We start from the raw sequence: 20,093 nt of genomic DNA on the forward strand, positions 1-20,093 counted from the left end.
GAATTCCGAGCTACATGAAGTGCAGCTTCAGGCTGTGACCGTTTGCCGAGAGAGTGTGAGAAATGCGGGATAGCCTTCCCGCCAGAAGCGTCCGAGGTCGCCCGTTGTCTGAATCGGCCGTTGATGGCGGCTTCCTTGCTGATGGCGGGGATATTGAGCTCGGGTGGTTGAGGCTTTGCCTGTGAGGGCGCAGATCGGTCTTTCACGGCCCCACCGTCACCGTGACCACGTCTGTCCAGTCGCCATGGGCCTTTTCATCCCAGAAACAAAAGCGGTAGCGGCGGATTTCCGGCCGGCCGGGCACGCGGAGGGGACGCGTGTCCTCAAAGACACTGCCCGTGGCGATGGTGCCCTTGTCCCACTCTCCGTCATCCTGCTGGCATTGGATGAAGATGCCCGTGTGGCCATGCTTCGAGTAGCGGATGATCACCCGCTGGTGTGGCATCCCGGAGGCCACGCGCAGCTTGAAGGTCGGCACCGCGTGCTCGCGGGTGTCCTTGCGCGGGAGGATGCCCAATTGGAGGCCGATGCCCTCGTCATAGTTTCTCACCGCCTTGATGGTGCGGATCAGTTTGAAGAGCCGTTTCAGTGCTCCTGGAGGCCGCGGAACCACCCTCTCCGGCAGCGGTGGCTCCACGTAGGCCACGTGGCCCATCGGATCGCTCCCCGTGCCTGTTTGCGCGTGCTCGATGGACTGGGTGGCCGCCAGGGTAAAGCGGCGCTGCTCCGTGCGCCAGGGACCCAGCAGGTAGGCCAGCCACAGCGCATCCGCGATCGCGTCCCGCATGCGCGGCTCATCGATGGCCAGCCTCCCGATGTATTGGCTGAGCATGTTCGCGAAATGGTGCAGCCACAGCACCTGAGCGGGGATGGCCACCGGGTAATAGTCTTGACGAGTCATGGCATTTCAGAGGGGAAAAAGGGCATCCAGGGCAGGAAGGGGAAGAAAAGCAGGGTCGCAGGCCTCGGTAGCCGAAGCGCCAGGCCTGCCAGCCTCTCCATCGCAGGAGTTCACCCTGCACCGGCGTGAAAAACGGCTTCCCCCTGCTGGCCAGGGGGCTTCGCCAAAGGAGCCAGCCATCTCCCCGGCCGAGAAAACGAAGCCCCCTGATGAGCGGGGGGCTTCGCCAAAGGAGCCAGCGAACTCCCCGCCCGAGAAAACCAAGCCCCCTGACCAGCGGGGGGCTTCGCCGGAGCAGCCAGCGAACTCCCCGCCCGAGACAGCAAAGCCCCCTGACGAGCGGGGGGCTTCGCCGGAGCAGCCAGCGAACTCCCCGGCCGAGACAGCGAAGCCCCCTGACGAGCGGGGGGCTTCGCCGAAGCAGCCAGCGAACTCCCCGGCCGAGACAGCGAATCCCCCTGACGAGTGGAAGACTTCGCCAAAGGAGCCAGCCATCTCCACGCCCGAGAAAACAATGCTCCCTGACGAGCCGGGGACATGGAAACCCCACGTCATCCGATGGTGGGCTGGCTTGGTCATCTCGCCGGACGCCTCCGGCATCCCTTCCTCTGCCAGCATCTTCTCACTGCCATCAAAGCCCGCCCTCCGCCGCCCTCCGGTGGCAGACCAAGATCTCCGAGCTGACACTCCGAGGGCCATGACGCGAGGATGAAATCACAACGTCGTCCGCCTTGGCAAGCCTGAAAATGCGGCTCCGTGCGGCTGGAAAAGCGGCGTCTGGTAAGGTAGGGAGTGTTTTAGGTCGTGATCGAGTCCAGCCAACCCAAATGCGCCCGCTGCGGGTAGCACCTCCCGGATGTGGGAACGCATGTCGAGCACTCGACACTCTGTGGACGCTGCGTAGAAGCGGTGGCGTAGAGCCTAAACGCATTATTGTTCCAAGCGTTAGCCGATATTCATCTGATTGAGTTGCAGGGGATCGGCGACAAGCCTTCAACAAAAACAACCCATTCGTCAAAATTGTCTTTTGCGTAATAGACGGTCATCGGTTGATCGCCTTGTTTCAGTCGTATTGGGTAAACTAAGGTTCCTGTAGGAAGCCCTTTAACTCCATTCGAGACAAGCACTTTGCCGCGTCGATAGTTTGTGGTATCGAGCAATTCATTGAGAATTTTGGCCCCCGCCACAATGATTTCGTCCGGTGGAATAGGTGCAGGCTCAACGAACTTGGACTCCTCCGGTTCATCCTTCTCCGGCTCATCAAAAACCATTTTTGCCTCTGATGGATTGGCTTCACTGAAACTCTTTTGTATTGGCGCAGTCGGATTTTCAATCGCCGTGGCCGCTTGCGGAGAATGTTCCCCACGCATTTGCCAGCCTGACAGGCCACCCAAAACCAGTCCAGCTAAAAGACTCGCCCAATTCAATTTGCTTTGTTTGTAGTTCTTCTGTTGGTCCGATTCGACAGGTGTTCGGCTCCCTTGAGAATTAATTGTCTGAGGGATTTCCGGGGGCTTTAAGGCAAAAATTGCTGCAATCTCCGGAATCGATGAAAGTGGAGTCCACCCAGCTAGCCGTTCTGTCCAGCAAAGGTCATCTCTACCGAGCTGTCCAAGCTCGCAGAATTTGATGACCTCTGCCAGTTCATACGGGCCATGCTTTTGGCCTTCGATTAAAAGGAGAGCCTGCATAAACTCATGGGGCTATAAGTTGCCAAGCAGGGCTTCCCTCACTGCCTGAGCCAAGTCGCTGTCATTATTGAGTGGAACGAATTTTTCTCGGTGCTCGTCAATAACGTATTTGGCCGCTTTGCCGCGAGAAACGGTCTGTTTGATTAACACCTCGGAGTCAGAGACTGCGTAGATACGAGCGCCGAACTTTGATGCGTTTATAGGGAGTTGGTTCATCTTTATAATTTCCACAATTCTGGAGGTTTGTCAATCCACCCCTACTGCCGGTGAATGACACCAAGGACACGTAGGCCAAAGCGTCTGTCCCTCTATAGAGAAATTCCAGCTCCTCCGAACCCGCATCACATCCTGATTTTACCCTGGAAACGGGATTTACAGCGTTGAGTTTGGTCCAGCCTCAGCACGACCTACAACCGTTAGCTTGGCCGATAACGGTGGTAAAAAACGTTTGTCTCAAGACTCTACGATCAGTAGTAAAACCGGAGATTGAAGGAGAACAACGTCAGGCAACCCAGTGACCATAATCCGTCCGCGTGCCAATCGCGTCCCAAGCGCCTCCGAAGCCCGTGACCCGCGAAGGCAGGCACCCGGCCCAGGCAGGTGAAACACCGCAGCTCTGGAGCGCCGCGGAACCAGCCAAAGGCTCTTGGAATCACCGCTGAGTGCCTGAACTCCAGGCGACTCGATGATGGAATCAGGAGTCACTTGCCCAAGGATGTGGGTAGAAAGATGACGGGCAGAAAAATTTTCCCAGAAGCCTTTGCTGAAATTTTTCTACCCCCAATGTTTCTACCAAAGCCAAACCAAGGTCTTCGGGAGATGAGCTTTAAACGGTCTTTCTCGGCGGTGATCCCACCCCTCGCCACCATCGCTGAGCGAAGCACTGCGGGCAGCGCTCCCGACGTGCGGCGTGAACGGACGGATTCGGAACCGCTGATGAGACGCTGGCCCGACGCTCATCCCCAGCCGCTGGCTCAACTGTTCCGAAGAGTTTTTGGGTAGGATGATTGAGGGTAGGATGATTTGAAGAGGTTCCGAACCCCAAAGCCAATGATCCTACCGACAATTATCCTACCAAACCTCTCGCGGTGGTGCCGGTTGGGAAGCGGGAGAAGCCGCAAGTTCAGACCTCCCCGACGTGCTGCGTGAACGGACGGATTCGAACCGCTGATGAGACGCTGACATGACGCTCATCCCCAGCCGTTGTCTCAACCGTTCCGAAGCGTTTTTGGGTAGGATCATTGAGGGTAGGATGATTTGAAGAGGTTCCGAACCCGAAAGCCAATGATCCTACCCATAATCATCCTACCAATCCTCTGGCATGTCCGAAGGGGAGATGACGTCAGTGTGCACCAAATGAACAAACGACAGGCCATCTCTTCGCAGCCACACCCCCATCGCTCCGCCTTTGAGTGCCACCCGGTCTTCCGGCGTGCGTGCTGCTACCTCCACTCATGCTTCGGATACCTTCCGCGAAGCTGCACTTTGACTGCCGGATAACCTTCCCGCCAAAACCTGCCGATGTCTCCCGTCGTCTGAATGGGACGCTGGGCGGGTGAGAGGAGATGAACGGTGACGCTGATGCGGCCGGCGGCGACTTTGGGGTTCTCGTTCACGTCGTACATCTGCTGCAGGATGACGCTGACGGCCGGTGGCTGCTTTTCGTCATAGACGATGCGTGCGGTCTTGCCGTTCTTCAGCGCGTAACGTTCAGGCACGTATTTCTCCAGCATCTCACGCTGCGAGTGGCTGAGCCAAGCGTGCAGGGCGGGGAAGACCTCGCGATCTTTGAGCGCACGGTAGGTCGTGCAGCCGTGGCAGAGCTGCTCGATGATGAGATGGCGGTCTTCCTCACCGATGGTAGGGATTTCGAGCTCGGGCATCCATTTGGCGAGGCAGTTCACGCGCGTGATCCATTGCTCGACTTTTTCGTTCCACAACGGCAGTTCGAGACGTCCGGCGATGACTTCGGCGGCAAGCAAACTCGCGGCCTGCGTTTCATCCGGCTCGCCGCGTTCCTTGCTGGCGAGCACAAGCGTGCGGAAGCGCGTCTCCTCCATGTTCATGACACGGCGGTTCACGCTGTCGTAGCGGGCGCTGCGCCCGCTGGTGCAGTCCTCGGGGAACATCTCGCGCAGCCATTCCTCCTCGATGCGCGTGACGTTGTTGAGCTTCACGGTGAGCGCCTTGCCCTGCACCTCGACAATTTCCGACGCGACGAGCAGACGCGGGGCCTTGATGTGCGCGTCTTTGTCGAGATGACCGGTGTAACCGCCCGCGAGACGGTAAATGCGGCTGCCGGGACTCGTTTCGACGCCGAGGTGATCGCTGAACGCGGCGAGCAGTGTCTTCGCGAGCGATTCGGGTGAGGCGACCTCGTCATTGATGGTCAAACCGGCGCGTTTGGCGAGTTGGAGGAACTGATCCTCGCTGCGCGCGGCTTCCCGCGATGCCATCGCATGCACGCCGTAACGGGCGCAGGCATCTGGATCGAAGTTCATCGCCTCCGCACGCGTGAAGGCCCGCAGCAGCGCTTGAAACTCACTCACGTCGTCCTTCTCCCAGAACTCCTCGCTCTTGTGCGACGCGTTCTTTTGTCCGACGAGCAGAATCTCTCGTCCCTGCGCCACCGCAGCGCACAACGCAGCCTCGCGCAAACACCCGAACTCCGCCGCGGCGAGCAGCATGCGGGAGAAACGCGGATGCAGCGGAAACTTGCTCATTTGGCGGCCGATGTTCGTGATCTGGCCGTTCAAATCGATCGCGCCGAGATCGTGCAGCAGATTTTCCGCACGTGACAACGAGGCAGGTGTCGGCGCTTCAAACCAGTCGAAGGGTTCCTTCGACAAGACGCGCAGCGCGAGCAGCGCCTCGCTCAGATCGAGCCGCTGCACTTCAGGCAGTTCGCATTCGGCGCGTTGCAGTTGATCACGCTCCGGCCACAGACGAACCGCGATGCCGGGCCCGAGACGACCTGCGCGCCCGGCACGCTGCTCGGCCGAGGCGCGGCTGATCTTCTGCACGGTCAGCGTGTTGATGCCGCGACGCGCGTCGTAGTTCGCAATGCGGGCCGTTCCGCCATCGATCACGGCTTTGACGCCTTCAATCGTGAGGGAGGTTTCGGCGACGTTGGTGCTGACGATGATCTTCGGCTGCTCGCCGGGCGTGACGGCGGCGTCTTGATCCTGCGGCGTCAGTTCACCATGCAGCGGCACCACCCTGCGGCCGCGTGCAAAACTGCGGCCCTGGATCGCGGCGATGGTTTTGCGGATTTCGTGACCGCCGGGCATGAAGACGAGCATGTCGCCACTGAAGCCGGGTGAATTCGCCAGATCTTCGCACGCACGTGCCGCCTGATCCCATATCGCCTCGGGATAGCCGGTCTTGAGTTGCAGCGGCGCTTGATAACGGACCTCGACCGGAAAGGTGCGGCCCTGCGATTCGAGCAGCTTGCAGGGCTGCATGAAATCGACCAGCGGACCCGGCACGAGGGTGGCGGACATGACGATGATCTTCAGATCCGGCCGCTTGCGCTGCAAACGCCGTGCAAAGGCCAGCACGAGATCGCCATCGAGATGGCGTTCGTGGAATTCATCGATCACGACGCAGCCGACGCGATCCAGCATCGGATCTTCGAGCATCATGCGCAGCATGACACCCTCGGTGACGTAGGTCAGCCGCGTCTCGCGGCTGGTGATGTTTTCAAAGCGCACCTGATAGCCGACTTCGCCACCGAGACGCGCGTTGCGCTCCCGTGCGACCCGCTGCGCGAGCATGCGAGCGGCGATCCGGCGCGGCTGCAGCACGATGCAGCGTTTGCCCTCCGGCAGCAGGCCGGAATCGAGCACGAACTGCGGAATCTGCGTCGATTTGCCCGAACCCGTGGGCGCTTTGATCAGCAAGTTCGGCAGCGCCGGGTCGAGCAGGGCTGCGGTGAAGGTCTGGCGGAGTTCGAAGATGGGCAGTAAATCAGGCGCTGGCATCGGGCAGTTCATCACCCGGCATGGCCGGCACATCACGCACTTTCTCCATCACGCTGTCGAACTTCCTCCAGTCTCCGCGTTGAGCCCGCTGCTTGATGTTGTCACGGTTCTTCCAGCCAGAAACTTGTGAGGCCAGGGCAATGCTGAACAGCATGTCCATCGACACATGCTCGCGCTGGGCAAACTCACGCACCTGGCGGGCGAGAGAGTCTGGGATGTTGGCCTGGATGGTGGTCATGGCTTGGAGCGGAGGCGGGCGAGGAACTCGGCCGGTGTGAGGACATTGATACCAAATGAGGCGGCCGGTTTCAAATGGCGAATGTTATGCGTGACGATCCTTGGAACAGAGGCTTCGACAGCAAGCTGCACGATGGGTTCGTCATCAGGATCTCTCAACACAGGAACCCATCCTGGAAGCAAGCCATGTTCTTCCGCGACGGCGCAGATAGCGTCGAGTACATCGTCAATGTCTTGGATGGACAGCCCAATGTCGCCCGCGTGACGTTTGCAAACCTCCTCATACTCGGTCAGCAGGTGATTGCTGAGCACAGGCACCCATTCACCGCGACGCAGCGCCTGGAGAATCTGGAATGCAGCTCCCTGGCGTGACCAGAGGGCGCTCAGAAGGACATTGGTGTCCATGATGGCTCGGAAGGCTGGCATTGCGGTCCCAGCATGGCGAATTCAGCCTTCCGGTCGAGTTATTCGTCTGCTTTTGCCAGCTTCAGCGCGGCGAGCTGCTCTTTGCGTTCGCCGACGAGCACCGCACCCCAGGCGCGGAGTTTTTCAAAGCCGAGGAGGAACACGCCGACGGCGGCCACGGAGGCGAGGAGGCCGCCAAACCCGAGGGCGGTGCGCTCGGTGTAGCAGGTCCACACGAACTGGCCTACGCAGAGCACGGCGACGAAGAGGAGCGTGGGCTTGCGTCCAATGAGGTCCACCATGAAGGCACCGAGCGGGGCTCCAAGCGCGACAATGGGCGCGGCGGCCAGCCAGTTCTCATAGACGCCCGGCTGCATGCCGGTGGTGGCGTTTTTGATGACGATGCCCAGGACGGAGGTGAAGGCCATGATGATGACCGAAGTCGGGATGGCGATCTTCAGATCCGCGCGGCACAGCAGCACGAGGGTGGCATACAACACCATGTCGATGCCCACGCCGGTCACCGCAGCGACGGAGGCTGCGGAAAAAACGCCCGTCACCACTCCGACGCGGAAGTCCCAGCGCTCATCAAACTCGGTCATGCCGTGATGCGAGGCGATCTCGCCGATGCGATACAGGTGCAACACACCGAAGCTGGCCCACACGACGGCAAAGGCGAGCTTGATCCACAGTTCGGGCACGTAAGGGGCGATCCAGAAGATGCCTGCGGGAAGTCCGATGACGCAGCCGAGCATCGAGCCCTTCAACATCGACCACGCCAGCGGCTGGCGGCGGGCCAGGATGAAGATGCTGGCGCTGGTCATGCCGATGGATTGCACCGCGAAGCTGAAGTCCCGGCCCAGAGTCGCCGGCAGGCCGAACAGCAGCACGAGAATCGGAAAGCCCACCGTTCCGCCGCCCATTGGCGTCGATCCAGCCACATAGCTGCCCAAAGCCATCGCCAGCGCGATCGGCCAATGCGAGGTCACATCACTCCATCGGTCGTGTCCGAACACCAGCCAGGCCCACACGCTGTAGAAGCCTGCGAGCCAGAGGAACCAGATCCAGAGATGTTGTTGGCGGGGAGCTTGGATGGACATAAGCGCGTGAGGGCGGTCTTACGTCATGAGTTTCTGTGGCGACAATAGCCTTTCAGCATCGCTTTCATGCCTGCCAGGCATGCGAAACTCATCACGGCACCAGCTTCTTCAAGTCGGCTGGCAGCCAGGCGCGGAGCATCGGCCCCGTGGTGGCGGTGGTGAGCAGGCACATGATGATGAACATGGTGAAGAGCTTGTCGTTCAGCAGGCCCAGGTCCTTGCCCACGTTGATCGCGATGAGGCCCATGAGGGCGCGTGTGTTCATCAGGGCGCCGATGGACAGGCCCTCACGCCAGTGTGCCCCGGCCCAGCGTGCCCCAAGCGTGCAGCCACCGAGCTTGCCAGCGATGGCGACGAACGACACCAAGGCGCAGGCGAACCAGGCGGTGGCATTGTCAAAGGAGCCGATCCGGGTATTAAGGCCGGTGTTGGTGAAGAAGATCGGCACCAGGGTGACGATGACGAAGTCGGCGAAACGTTCACGCCAGGCCTTCACCAGCGAGGGCTCCGAGTGCAGCGCCACGCCGAGGGCGAAGGCACCAAAAATGGCGAAGATGCCGAGCTTGTTGGTGATCAGTGAGGAAACAAACAGTGTGCAGAACAGGAGAGCGAGGAATCCCGGTGTGAAGGTCTCCGTGTGGTGATCGTTGCACTGCTTTCGCCACGCCTTGATGATCAACGGGCCAACCACCTTCATCAAAACGGCGAAGTAGAGGACAATCAACGCCACCTGGCCGAGAAACGGCAGCCAGGAGAAGTTCTCCCCCTGCTTGATGATGGCCGTGGCCACGCCGAGGAACACCCAGCCCACCGCATCGTCAATCGCAGCAGCACTGATCGCAGTCGCGCCCAAGGCGGTGCGTTCCAGCTTCATCTCCAGCAGGATGCGCCCCATGATCGGGAGCGCGGAGATGGCCAGCGCGATGCAGACGAAGAGCTTGAAGCCGAACTCAGGCAGGTCCGGCGCGAAGGTTCGGTGCAACCACGGCGCGATGGCGAGTCCGCCGGCGAGCGGGGCGAGGATGCCCATCAGGGAAGAAGCGATGACCACCTTCGACTTGTCCCGCAGGTGTGAGAAATCGAATTCCATGCCCACCTGGAAGAGCATCAGCAGCAGGCCGAGCTTGGCGAGCAACGCCAGGGGGCCCTTGATCTCGTCGGGAAAGATGAAGCCCACGAAGTCAGGCGCGAACAGGCCGATGAACGACGGCCCGAGCAGCAATCCTGCCGCGATTTCGCCCACGGCGGGCGGCTGGCCGATTTTGCGGCAGAGCCGCCCCATCAGCCATGCGGCGGCGATGATGACGATCCAGCCGACCAGGACGAGTTTGAGCGTGTCTTCGATCTTCGCGGGGTTCATGCGGCGAGCCATTGGCTCAGACGCGATGATGACGAAAATAGACTTTCGCTATCACTTTGATGCCTGGGAAGCATGGATCAAAGATCCACACTCAGGCGGAAAAACGCACAGGTGTCGTCGGCCGGAACATCGACTTGCACCTTGACGCGCCCGTCGGGCTGGGGCTGCTCATTCACCGTGACGGTGGAGATCCAAGGCGTGTTTTCAGTTTTCGTGGCGACAGTCGTCCAAGACAGCGCTGACAGATCGGGCGAGCACTGAACCCTCAGCACGATGCCTTCGGTCAAAACGGCCGCGCGGGTGAAGGTAAAGCGGCGGACAGGCGGGCCGCCCTCTTCGGGCGGGGCAAACGAAGGCGACCAGCCGGGAGTGGTGTCTGGCGATTTCGGGTGACGGGCGAAGATAAATTCAAACGCATTCGGAATGCCGTTGCCATTGGCGTCTGCTGCAGGGCCGCTGATGCTTGGGTCCGCGATTTCCTCGGGGGTGAAGTGCGCCGCGCTCCAGAGATCATGGGGTGTTTTGACGTCCACAAAGATCGGTTCCCAAGCATCCGGCAGCCAGTCGTCCGTGATACTGAGACTGCCGATATGACGCTGTCCCGACATGCCTGGAGGCGGCGTCCACTCGAATTGGTCGCCGGGGAGTATGGGAGATGCGATGGAAACCTCGACGCCATTGAGTTTCAGAGTTCCTTCTCCCGTGTAGAACGACAAAGGAGAAAGGGAATCGCCGTCGGGATCTGTTGGCGGACCTCCGACGATTTGCTCATAGGTGAAGTGAAACGTTTGGTTGCGAACGCCGCTGGTCAGGAGCGGATGGGTGGGGATGACCGGCCTGTGATTTAGTATTGCTGGCTCCATGCCCGCATTGGAGGAGACCGATGCCGCGAGCATCAAGTGGTTCCGGAAGGTTCCCATGGGGACGTTCGAGAGGTTGCGAGAAACAAGGTTGCTCTGGATGAGTTCGGTTCCTGCGTTGGTGCCGTCGGTGCGCCACAAGGCCGTCACTCCGTTGGAGGAGTCCAATGCGGACGAAGTGAAATACATCTTCCCGCCTGCACGGACCATGGGGCAGGGCAGGCTGCCTGCGGTGGTGGACCATAGTTGCTGGATGCCATCTGCGACCGAGTAGGCAAACAGCAGGCAGTCGTTGTTGGCGGCAGTCGCCATGAAAAGCAGCTTGCCAGACAGTGAACTGAGCGATTCCGGCCGCACCAGGAGGCTTGAGTCATTGAAGACCACCTGAAGTCCGGCACCATCGGTTTCCATGACCTTTCCGGACTGCGTGGTGAAGTAGAAACGGCCATCGACCTCGATGCCCGCAGGCTTGCCACTGAGGCGATGTTCCTGCGGCCTGTCGTAAATCGGGCCGGTGTAAAACCTCCAAGGGATGCCGTTATCTCCATCCGAATCCACGTCCCAATCCCAAACGTCGTAGGTGGCGTTGTTGCCCGTGCCATTCCAAAAGATGCAGACATCCCCCAACGCACCAAGCAGTTGTGGTGAGTTGATTAGAAAGGGCGGCTCAGAAGGAGCGCCGGTTCCATCCGTGCCCCATACGACACGCTTGTTCGTGGGCTGGGCACCTTGAAGTGCGGTGAAATACAGATGGCCGCTGCTGGCGGTGAGCTGGGTGATTCCGATGCCTGCCGTGTCTTTGTAATATGCCTTGAGGGTCGTTACCGTAAATCCGGAATCGAGGCAGTTCAGCCGCTCGATGGTGCCGTCGTGCTGTTCGACAAAGAACAACTTTCCCGCGGCGGTCTTGAGTGCCGTAGTGTTGTAACCCGGGTTCACCGGGGAGGCGCTGGCGCTGCCGTTGTCGATCTGGAAAAGCTGCTTGCCCCCCGTGCCGCCCGCTGCGGCCCGGGCGAGGAGAAACAGCCGGTTCTCGAACGCCACCAACTGCTCAGGATCGAAGACGTTTCCGATCACGCTCGCGCTGTGCGATTGCCCCGTGGCGGTCATGAACAAACGGCGGTTCTGGCCGTCGTGGGCGGTGAAGTAGAGAACGCCGTTCACCTCCGTGAAATCGTCGGGCAGGCTGGAGGAGTTGTTCGAGATGTCCTGGGGCCGAGTTTGGGGGATGGCGGGAAGCAGGCTTCCGCTCCGGAGATAATACAACCGTCCTTTTTCGGTGGAGGTGTCGGCGATGAACAACTGGTCCCGTTTGTCAGTGACTGGAGCGAACGAAAAGAAATTTCGTGGGGTAGCCGAGTCGGAATGGGGCGAGGTCGCGAGATGGAGCGGCTGCAAGCTGCTGCCGCTGCGCTGGTAAAGTTCTTCACCGTATGTGCTGGTTGAGCCGACGACCCAAAGGGAACTCTCCATCGGAGAGGCGATGCTGCTGTTCCACAAGCGGCTCACGGAATTGAACAAACCGCCGAGATTGGATGAGGAGCCGCTGATGCCATCGGCGAGCTTCACCTGCCAGAACGACGCTTCAGGCTTCACGTAGGCGATCTCTGTCGCGCTGACGATCGTGGCCTGCTGGGTGCCCTCCACCCATGAGTCATACTTTTTGAAGACTGGCGTGGCGGCGGGGTCGGCGAAGTAGAGATCGCGATGTCCTCCGGCGCTTTCCACCTGGAAAAACACTCCTGGATTGCCCAGGCTCATCATGAGGGCGCTCGGGTTGCTGCTTGCCGCGCCGGGTGTCACGTCGGCGAGCAGCGCGGTGGATGCAGATGTGCCATTCGTCTTCCAGACCTCCCGTCCCGCCGCTGCCGAGGTGGCGGCAAAACAAACTGTGTCAGAGCCGTTGGAAACGAAGTGGGTCGCCGGACTTGATGATCCAACGGCGTCCAGAGTGCTCCGCCCTGCTGAAAAGCTATACACTTCGGGCGGGCCGCCGTCGAGTGGCTGATAACATACGAAATTGGTCGTGACAGCAAACACCGGGGTGGCGGGAAGCGGGTTAGATGGATTCGAACCCAGGTTGTCGATTTGGATCACGCCACCACCGCCTATTGCCGACCAAAGATACGCATAACCGGCCGGAGCTCCGAAGGGCCGTGCGATGAACACGATGCCTGAACGAGTGAGGCCACTGGCCGTGGGCAGTAGAGTCACATGGGAGATCGAGTTCTCGGCGAAGTAATCACGTTTCACCGGTGGCGAGGTTCCATTGGTCACCCACAGCTCCGTCGCGGGGCGCTGGGAGGAGCTTGTGCTGGTCGATGGCGTGGTGAACCACAGATAGCCATTGCTCGCGCCCAAAATGGTCGGCGCTGCATGCGTGGCACCGGGTTGGACATCGCCGAGCAGTCCTGAAGGACTGAAGTTGGCCGTGGTGTAGAGTTCCGGGCCGTGGACACCGTCATCCGCCACATAGACGACATAGTTGCCCACCGCGGTGAATTGAGCCGGGTTGCTGGATTCGGGACCGGGGCGTCCATCCCGAAACAAAGTCGCGGAGGAGCCATTGTACTGCCACACCTCGGCACCATGTTCGGAATCGACTGCGGTGAAGTAAGAGGTGCCTTGTGCGGAAGCTCCCGGCCCGACAATCTGCATGGGAACCGACGCATGGTTTAGATCCCCAAGCGAATACACGGTCGGGTGGTCAAGATTTGCATGCGCGGTCTCTGGCAGCAGGCTGATGCCGACGATGGTGAGAATGGGAAACCAGCATCTGAGTGTGGTAGAAACCATGGTGCGAATCATCAGTCGAGCGCTTGCGGATGGTCAATATAATTGTCCGGGTCGTTAAGAAAATTGCATGAAGCGACTGCCCTGACACATTGCCTTTCATCATGGAACTGCGTCATCTTCGTTATTTTCAGGCCGTTGCTGAGGAACTGAGCTTCTCGAAAGCGGCGCGACGCCTTCGCATCGCGCAACCGGCCTTGAGCCGGGCGGTGCAGGAGATGGAGCGTGAGCTTGGGACGCAATTGATCGAGCGCGAACGGAAAGCCCCGCGTCTCACCCCGGCAGGTGCGGTGTTGCTGCGTGAGACTGGCTTGATCCTGGAGCGGCTTGAGGAGTCGATGCGGCGCGTGCGGCGCACGGCGAAGGGCGAGGAAGGGGAGTTGAAGCTCGGCTACATCGGGCCACCGACGCGGACCTTCCTTGCACGCCTGCTCAAAGAGTATGCGCGGCGTTTTCCTCGCGTGACGGTGATCCTGGAAGAGAGAACACCGGAGCGCGTGTGGGAGATGGTGTCGAAAGGGCGGCTCTCGGTCGGTTTGACGCGTCCGGTGCTCGCACACGAGGCGCTTGGTTTGCAGACGCTGCTGTTGCGTGAGGAGAAATTCTGCGCCGCCGTGCCGAAGGATCATCCGTGGACCAAACTGACCTCGCTGCCGTGGAAAAAGCTCGCAGGCGAGCCGCTGATCATCCTCGCCCGTCGTGAGGGAGCCGGATCCCACGACACCATCCGCGCTGCGTGTGACGAAGCCGGCTTTGAGCCGCGCATCAAGCACACGCCCAGCCTCATCGGCACGATCATGCAATACGTCGAGGCTGGTGCAGGCATCGGCGTGGTGCCGGAGAGCACGATGAGCCGCAATCTCGCCCTCATTCCGCTCAAACCGCAACACACCATCCCGCTGGTCATGGTGTGGGCGAAGGAAGGTAACGACCCGGCGGTTTCCGCGTTTCGGGAGCTGGTGAAGGAGTGGTCGCGGGATGGGAAGCTGTGGTCCTGAAAAGCGTTGCGCGTAGGCTTGGATGATTTTCCGTTGCTGCATCCGCGATCATGAGCGGCGCGGCTAAAGACCTTGCATAATTGAATCTAGATGGTTTTGATTTGCGGTGGAGTGATTCTTAACTCTGTCGGCCACCAAATAGATTTCACCTCATTATGACGAAGGGATGTTTTATTTTTCCGCGATGGCAGCATACTTTGTTCTGTTCTGCTTGGCTGTTGATCGCCCTGTGTGCGTCCGTGACTCATGCGGCACCCACGGTGAGCAACCTGACAGTTGCGCAGAGAGTGACCACGCGCCTCATCGACATCAATTATGATGTGCAGGCGTCAGGTGTTGGCACTGTGAAAATCAAACTCGAAGTTTCAGCGGACGGTGGTGCTTCGTCCTCAGTGCCGGTGCAAACGGTGTCAGGTGACGTCGGCGACAACGTTGCTGTCGGTGCCAATAAGCAGATCACATGGGACGCGGGAACCGACTGGCCAGGTCACGAAAACTCTCAAATGAGATTTCGGGTGATCGCTGACGATTTGGTGATAGCAGGCTTTTCACGAATTTAAAACGGAACCTTTTCAATGGGCGATTCGTTGGACGGTTCGAGCAATGCCACTCCACACGACGTTTTGATAAACACCTATTACATTCATGCGACCGAGATCAGCAAGGGACAGTGGGATCAAGTGCGAACATGGGGCAGTTCGCATGGTTACACAGACCTCGAAGTTGGTGCATCAGCACCTTCTGACCGTCCAGTCGGAAGCGTGAGTTGGTATGGAGCTGTCAAATGGTGTAACGCACTCAGTGAAATGAACGGAAAAACACCGTGCTATTACACAGATGATGCCCAGATGACAGTATATCGTATAGGCGATGTTGATGTGACCAACAGCATGGTGAATTGGGCTGGAAATGGCTACCGTCTGCCCACAGAAGCAGAATGGGAGAAGGCGGCACGAGGTGGGCTGGTGGGAAAAAGGTTTCCGTGGGGTGATCTTATTACGCACAGTGATGCAAATTATTGGAGCGACGCGACCTACCCTTACGACATCAGTCCGACTCGTGGAGCTCACCCCAACTATCCAACGCCTGTGGGTTTTTTTGCAGCCAATGGCTACGGCGTCCATGACTGTTCGGGTGGTGTGTTTGAATGGTGCTGGGATTGGTATGATGTTGCTTACTATGCAAGCTCACCAGTCTCAAATCCCATAGGACCTGTGGCAGGCACGATCAGATCAAGGCGCGGTGGGTATTATTCGGGCCTCGCTCATCGCGCAAGATGTTTCCATCGAGACAATAGCAGCGCAACTTTGGTTCACCCTGGCCAAGGCTTCCGCACTGTGCAGACGGGTTCTCAGATCACGGGAACAATTGCCTCGGCTGATTCACCGAATATCACGGTGATCACCACTATTGTTCCTGAAATCGTGGTAGAGCAGCCGGTAGGAACAGTATTAGCTGATGGCAATGCGACGACTAGCTGGAATGCTTTGCCGATCAACGGAAGCTCAGCCTCGGTGACTTACACAGTCCGTAACTTTGGGACGGGGTATCTCACCGGATTGGTGCTTACCAAGTCCGGGGCGAACAGCGCTGAGTTTTTATTGGGAACGCTTGGTGATGTGACCCTGGCACCGGGTGGCAGCACCAGTTTTACGGTGACCTTTGTTCCTTCGGCTGGGTCTGCCAGCGGCCCTCGGTCGGCTGCATTCCAACTTGCCAGCAACGACGCTGACGAGAACCCGTTCGCTGTCAGCATTGGCGGGAGTGCATACTCGACTACGCTGGATGCCGACAATGACGGTATGAATGATTGGGGGGAATATAAGCTGGCTGCTTTTGGGTTTGATTGGCAGGTGTCGAATGCGGCTCTGGTGTCTGCTCTTTACAATAACGCCAGTGCTGCTGGCCTCTACACAAACACCCAGTTGCAGGATTTGAACGTTGGCAGACCACTTCTGCAGCGAAATCCAGGCACTGGCAGGTTCATGATTCGCTTTGGATTGCAAAAATCGACCGATCTTGGTTCTTGGAGCCTGGTGCCAATGAATGCGACGGATGCGTTGATAAACGGGCAAGGGGAGCTGGAGTTTAATTTCGCAGTTCCTGATAACGCTGCCTTTTTCCGTCTTCGGGCCGAATGATCACAACGGTGAAGCAGTGAGGAAGGCCTGAAATGGAGGAACTGCAAATGGTCCAGATGAGGCGTTTCAGTGCCATTCGACCATTTTCCATTCCTCCATGCTCTGAATCCTCGCTTGCCCCCACGCGTGGCCGGTGCTCCCTTCGCGCCCCTCTCGCCGGGAGCACTCCAGCCCTTCGGCAAACCTTCACCCACATCTACCTACCATGTCCGACGCCAAGTCCTCCCTCGCTCAAATGGAGAAAATCGTCTCCCTCTGCAAGCGCCGCGGCTTCATCTATCAAAGCAGCGAAATCTACGGCGGCTGCGGCGGCGTGTGGGACTACGGCCCGCTCGGCGCGGAGCTGAAGCGCAACCTGCGCACCGTCTGGTGGAACACCATGACCCGCGAACGCGAGGATGTGCTCGGCCTCGATGCCAGCATCCTCATGAATCCCGCCATCTGGAAGGCCAGCGGCCACGTCGATACCTTCGCCGACCTCATGCGCGAGTGCTCGCTGACGAACAAACGCGTCCGCGCCGACCACGTCGAGCCGCAGGACGGCGTCGTCATGAAATACAGCGGCGCGAAGGCCCCGAACGGCTGGCGTTGGGACCGTGCGATCTCCGCCTTGCTGAAAAATGGCGAGCACATCGAGAGCTTCCGCAAACGCATCCGGGCCCTCATCGCGCAAAACGCCGGTGAAGCCGCCGGCAAGCCCGAGGAGATCGAATTGCTCGGTGAAGAGAAAATCGATGCCGTGAATGGCAGCGTCGATTTCCATCCCGAAACCGGCGGCATGCTCGGCGAGGCCCGTCCCTTCAATCTCATGCTCAAGACCTACCTCGGCCCCACCGCGACCGAGGACGACGTGACCTACCTGCGCCCGGAAACCGCGCAGGCCATCTTTGCGCAGTTCAAGAACGTCTTCGACTCCAGCCGCGTGAAGGTGCCCTTTGGCATCGGCCAGATCGGCAAGGCCTTCCGCAACGAGGTCACCCCGAAGAATTTCACCTTCCGCAGCCGCGAGTTCGAGCAGATGGAACTCGAGTTCTTCATCAAGCCCGACGAAGCCGTCGAAATCATCAGCGGCGAAGTCGCGAAGTGGCATGAAGGCGCCGATTTGAGCGAACCGCAGCCAAACTGGGGCTGGGAGCTGTGGCACCGTTACTGGGTCGATCAGCGCACGAAATTCTACCAAGGCATCGGCCTCGGCGACGTGCTCGAATACTACTGGCAGACGCCCGCCGACCTCGCCCATTACGCCCGCGCCTGCGTGGACATCCTGTGCGAGTTCCCCTTCGGCACCGAGGAGCTGGAAGGCATCGCCGCGCGTGGCGACTTCGATTTGTCGCAGCACCAGAAGCACAGCACGAAGTCGCAGGAGATCTTCGACGAAGAACTCAAAACCGCCGCCGCCAAGCTCACCGACGAGCAGAAGGAGGCCCTCATCCAAAAACGCCTCGCCGCCGAAGCCGCGAAGACCAAGGGCGAGCCGATGCCCGAGGCCGATGTCCGTGCGTGGTTCGAGCGTCTCTTCAAAGGCAACTACGTCCCGCACGTCATCGAACCCTCCGCCGGTCTCGACCGCATGGCGCTCGCTGTCATCGCCAAGGCCTTCAGCGAGACCGAAAAGGTCGATGAAAAGGGCAAGAAGGAAGTCATCACCGTCCTGCGCCTGCATCCGCGTGTCGCCCCGATCAAAGTCGGCGTCTTCCCCCTGCTCAAAAACAAGCCCGAGCTCGTCGCCAAGGCTCGCGAGGTCTATGCGCTGCTCAAGAAGCACATGAACTGCTTCTACGACGAAACCGCCAGCATCGGCCGCCGCTACGCCCGCCAGGACGAAGTCGGCACGCCCTTCGGCGTCACCATCGACTTCGAAACCTGCGGCGAAAAAGGCCCCGAGCTCCAAGACACCGTCACCCTCCGCCACCGCGACAGCGGCGAGCAGGAGCGCGTGAAGATCTGCGAGCTGCTCGGGAAGCTGCTGCCGTTGGTTTCTTGATCAAGGCTCCCTCGTAGCGGAACGCGTCAGCGTTCCGAGCACGGCGGAAGACTCACGTCTTCCGCTACGCTGTTCACTTCACCTCCGAGCCGGATGCGTTTGTTGGCTTTTCATCAGCGGCGTTTGTTGGTCAATCGAGAGCGATATACCCGTCGCTGGTGGCTTAAATCAGATAGGCATTTGAAGCCGTCTTGTCTGGCGGATCATGTGCGGGTAAAGAGGTTGCAGGAAAACCTCACCATGAAGGAATTGGCTCTGCGATTGGGCGTTTCGCATGGCGCTCTGAAATATTGGGAAATGCACAAAAGTCGGCCAATTGGACGCAATCGTCAGGTGCTTGTAGCCTACCTTGGATTTGATCCGGAAGTGGTTTCCCAACAATAGGCAACTTACTCGAAAAAAGTTGGTTTGTTTATAGAGGCGCAAATGAATGATTCTATGGGGAAAGCCTTCCCCTCGCGGCTACTGCATGCGCCGCTACCCCATCGTGCGGGGAGGTTTCCCCGCAACGCCCCTCGCTGTTCGACCCGCCTCTGCTCGCTCGATCTTCGATCCAGCTCACGCCACCGCTTTCCGAGGTGCATCAGTGATCGCTGCCAGCCCACCACAGGCTCCGCCTTTCGTGCAGCTCTGGCAGCGTTCACCCATGCACGCGTGGCCTCCCCCGCAGCCAGCGGCCCGTCTGGCATCGGCTCCTACGTCGTCCGAATGGCAGACCAGCCGTTGCCCCGGCCTCCCTTGGCCGCGTCACCAGTGCCGGATGCAGGGCCAGTTCCTCCCCGCCTTTCCACGAGGACTTGCCCAGTATCCGCCACCGGCCACGCAGGGGCACGGGTTCGGAGAAGAACCTGTTGGACTTTAACTAGCTGAACGCCGCTGCGAGCATGGCGATCTCCTGTTTCACCTCGTCCGGGGTGGTCACGGTGTCTGAGACGGTTTGTTCAAGAAGGGCACGGTAGCGTTTGCGCAGGCGGTGGACGCTGACTTTGATGTCGCCGACGGTTTTGCCGAGCTTCGCGGCCACGTCTGCATAGCTCTCATCTCCGGCGTTCCAGGCGATGAATTGCTGCAAAGCATCAAAGACGGCCGTCTGCCCCCGAGTGGCAAATTCATGGCGCAGTGCGTCTTGGACGCTTTGCAGCAGAGTGGCGGCCCAGGCACGATCAAAGAGCTGCTCGGGCGTGTTGGAGTCCAGCGGTTCCACGCCATAGCGCTGCTCGGCGAGCGCTTGGTCGTAGGACTCGATGATTCTGCCACCGCCGCGCTTGGCGGCTGTTTGCCGGGTGCGTTCGTTGGAGAGGTAGAGTTTCACATCCGTCAGGAGGAAGGCGCGCAGCTTTCCGCGACTTTTGTCCGCCTGATCGAGGTATTGACGCTCCAACAAACCGGCAAAGTAGCCCTGGGTGAGGTCCTCGGCGTCCTGCGGACGGTCACAGGTGCGGCGGATGTAGGCGTAGATGGGATACCAGTAGGCCGAGCAGAGGTCATTCAGAGCACGACGTGCCTCAGCAGCCTGGCCGGAGCGGGCTTTGAGCACGATGCTCCAGCGGGTGGTGAGGAAGGGATCGGGAGCGTGGCGGGCGGTTTCGCTCATGGCGGCTGGTTTTGTCAGGATACCGGTTCGAGAGCAACCCCAAAGA

The 20,093-nt window shown here is 59.6% G+C and carries 13 protein-coding genes; 4 read left to right on the forward strand and 9 right to left on the reverse strand.

The annotated features are described in order from the left end of the window. Positions 1-202 precede the first annotated feature (202 nt). The 8 genes from IAE77_RS05210 to IAE77_RS05245 all read right to left on the reverse strand — a co-directional run bounded on the left by IAE77_RS05210 (position 203) and on the right by IAE77_RS05245 (position 13,333). Complete coding sequence (locus IAE77_RS05210) at positions 203-901, reverse strand: hypothetical protein (RefSeq protein ID WP_294222863.1); 699 nt, start codon at positions 899-901, stop codon at positions 203-205. A gap of 956 nt (positions 902-1,857) precedes the next feature. Continuing rightward, positions 1,858-2,592 (reverse strand): DUF4339 domain-containing protein, encoded by a 735-nt coding sequence (locus IAE77_RS05215; RefSeq protein WP_294222866.1) that lies wholly within the window; start codon positions 2,590-2,592, stop codon positions 1,858-1,860. A 1,442-nt stretch (positions 2,593-4,034) separates the two neighbouring features. Further along, complete coding sequence (gene hrpB, locus IAE77_RS05220; RefSeq protein WP_294222871.1) at positions 4,035-6,575, reverse strand: ATP-dependent helicase HrpB; 2,541 nt, start codon at positions 6,573-6,575, stop codon at positions 4,035-4,037. Further along, positions 6,562-6,813 carry a hypothetical protein gene (locus tag IAE77_RS05225; RefSeq protein ID WP_294222874.1) on the reverse strand — a complete coding sequence of 84 codons (252 nt, stop codon included), beginning with the start codon at positions 6,811-6,813 and terminating at the stop codon, positions 6,562-6,564. Before IAE77_RS05225 ends, hrpB begins: the two co-directional genes overlap by 14 nt. Continuing rightward, a complete protein-coding gene (locus IAE77_RS05230; protein WP_294222876.1) occupies positions 6,810-7,217 on the reverse strand; it encodes a putative toxin-antitoxin system toxin component, PIN family in 408 nt (135 codons plus the stop codon). The genes IAE77_RS05225 and IAE77_RS05230 overlap by 4 nt, the downstream gene beginning before the upstream one ends. A 59-nt stretch (positions 7,218-7,276) precedes the next feature. Beyond that, a complete protein-coding gene (locus tag IAE77_RS05235) occupies positions 7,277-8,317 on the reverse strand; it encodes a sulfite exporter TauE/SafE family protein (protein WP_294222879.1) in 1,041 nt (346 codons plus the stop codon). Between the two features lie 91 nt (positions 8,318-8,408). Then, positions 8,409-9,677 (reverse strand): cation:proton antiporter, encoded by a 1,269-nt coding sequence (locus tag IAE77_RS05240; RefSeq protein ID WP_294222881.1) that lies wholly within the window; start codon positions 9,675-9,677, stop codon positions 8,409-8,411. Positions 9,678-9,754: 77 nt separating this feature from the next. Further along, positions 9,755-13,333: a hypothetical protein gene (locus IAE77_RS05245; protein ID WP_294222885.1), complete on the reverse strand. Its 3,579-nt coding sequence runs from the start codon at positions 13,331-13,333 to the stop codon at positions 9,755-9,757. A gap of 101 nt (positions 13,334-13,434) precedes the next feature. Here IAE77_RS05245 and IAE77_RS05250 point away from each other — a divergent pair, with 101 nt between their 5' ends. The 4 genes from IAE77_RS05250 to IAE77_RS05265 all read left to right on the forward strand — a co-directional run bounded on the left by IAE77_RS05250 (position 13,435) and on the right by IAE77_RS05265 (position 18,453). Next, positions 13,435-14,328, forward strand: a complete 894-nt coding sequence (locus tag IAE77_RS05250; protein ID WP_294222887.1) for a LysR family transcriptional regulator — start codon at positions 13,435-13,437, stop codon at positions 14,326-14,328. Positions 14,329-14,588: 260 nt separating this feature from the next. Continuing rightward, positions 14,589-14,888 carry a hypothetical protein gene (locus tag IAE77_RS05255; RefSeq protein WP_294222891.1) on the forward strand — a complete coding sequence of 100 codons (300 nt, stop codon included), beginning with the start codon at positions 14,589-14,591 and terminating at the stop codon, positions 14,886-14,888. Between the two features lie 15 nt (positions 14,889-14,903). Beyond that, positions 14,904-16,469, forward strand: coding sequence for an SUMF1/EgtB/PvdO family nonheme iron enzyme (locus tag IAE77_RS05260; RefSeq protein ID WP_294222893.1), 1,566 nt, complete (start codon positions 14,904-14,906; stop codon positions 16,467-16,469). Between the two features lie 205 nt (positions 16,470-16,674). Further along, the gene (locus tag IAE77_RS05265) at positions 16,675-18,453 is read left to right on the forward strand and encodes a glycine--tRNA ligase (RefSeq protein ID WP_294222895.1); all 1,779 of its coding nucleotides are present in this window, start codon (positions 16,675-16,677) and stop codon (positions 18,451-18,453) included. Positions 18,454-19,315: 862 nt separating this feature from the next. On the opposite strand, the gene IAE77_RS05270 is transcribed toward IAE77_RS05265, so the two are convergent. After that, entirely contained in the window at positions 19,316-20,047 is a 732-nt protein-coding gene (locus tag IAE77_RS05270; protein ID WP_294222896.1) for a sigma factor, read from the reverse strand. Between the last annotated feature and the right edge of the window lie 46 nt (positions 20,048-20,093).

The sequence above is a fragment of the Prosthecobacter sp. genome (genome assembly GCF_014879935.1).
Taxonomy (GTDB): domain Bacteria; phylum Verrucomicrobiota; class Verrucomicrobiia; order Verrucomicrobiales; family Verrucomicrobiaceae; genus Prosthecobacter.

What these genes read in the sequence shown, in the direction of transcription:
- IAE77_RS05260 (WP_294222893.1), top strand. Translation starts at nt 14,904, where the DNA reads ATGGGCGATTCGTTGGACGGTTCGAGCAATGCCACTCCACACGACGTT.
- IAE77_RS05225 (WP_294222874.1), bottom strand. Translation starts at nt 6,813, where the DNA reads ATGACCACCATCCAGGCCAACATCCCAGACTCTCTCGCCCGCCAGGTG.
- IAE77_RS05265 (WP_294222895.1), top strand. Translation starts at nt 16,675, where the DNA reads ATGTCCGACGCCAAGTCCTCCCTCGCTCAAATGGAGAAAATCGTCTCC.
- IAE77_RS05235 (WP_294222879.1), bottom strand. Translation starts at nt 8,317, where the DNA reads ATGTCCATCCAAGCTCCCCGCCAACAACATCTCTGGATCTGGTTCCTC.
- IAE77_RS05245 (WP_294222885.1), bottom strand. Translation starts at nt 13,333, where the DNA reads ATGGTTTCTACCACACTCAGATGCTGGTTTCCCATTCTCACCATCGTC.
- IAE77_RS05230 (WP_294222876.1), bottom strand. Translation starts at nt 7,217, where the DNA reads ATGGACACCAATGTCCTTCTGAGCGCCCTCTGGTCACGCCAGGGAGCT.
- IAE77_RS05215 (WP_294222866.1), bottom strand. Translation starts at nt 2,592, where the DNA reads ATGCAGGCTCTCCTTTTAATCGAAGGCCAAAAGCATGGCCCGTATGAA.
- hrpB (WP_294222871.1), bottom strand. Translation starts at nt 6,575, where the DNA reads ATGCCAGCGCCTGATTTACTGCCCATCTTCGAACTCCGCCAGACCTTC.
- IAE77_RS05270 (WP_294222896.1), bottom strand. Translation starts at nt 20,047, where the DNA reads ATGAGCGAAACCGCCCGCCACGCTCCCGATCCCTTCCTCACCACCCGC.
- IAE77_RS05240 (WP_294222881.1), bottom strand. Translation starts at nt 9,677, where the DNA reads ATGAACCCCGCGAAGATCGAAGACACGCTCAAACTCGTCCTGGTCGGC.
- IAE77_RS05210 (WP_294222863.1), bottom strand. Translation starts at nt 901, where the DNA reads ATGACTCGTCAAGACTATTACCCGGTGGCCATCCCCGCTCAGGTGCTG.
- IAE77_RS05250 (WP_294222887.1), top strand. Translation starts at nt 13,435, where the DNA reads ATGGAACTGCGTCATCTTCGTTATTTTCAGGCCGTTGCTGAGGAACTG.